The organism is Bacillus sp. GbtcB10, assembly GCF_019091365.1.
GTDB classification, from domain to species: Bacteria; Bacillota; Bacilli; order Bacillales; family Bacillaceae; genus Bacillus; species Bacillus altitudinis.
The window spans coordinates 1-259 of record NZ_JAGXJP010000237.1; the positions used below are offsets into that span (position 1 = coordinate 1).

1 pseudogene is annotated in these 259 nt (G+C 42.5%); it reads left to right on the top strand.

From position 1 onward, the window contains the following. Window positions 1-259: pseudogene (locus tag KVT11_RS20180) on the top strand (3-hydroxy-5-phosphonooxypentane-2,4-dione thiolase); the annotation flags it as partial.

Below are 259 nucleotides of genomic sequence, written 5' to 3' on the forward strand. Positions count from 1 at the left end.
AAAACAAAACGCAATTGGCGTCGGTGTTTCTGTTTTTGTCGGATCAGACTATGAAACACAAACAGTTACGTATCTCGCAAATGTAGTTTCAGAAGCTCACGATTACGGTCTGCCAGTTCTCGGCATTACCGCTGTTGCAAAAGAACTACAAAAACGTGAAGCTCGTTTTCTCGCACTCGCTTCTCGCGTTTGTGTTGAAATGGGCGCTGACATTATAAAAACGTATTACTGCGAAGGATTCGAAAAAATAACGAGCACT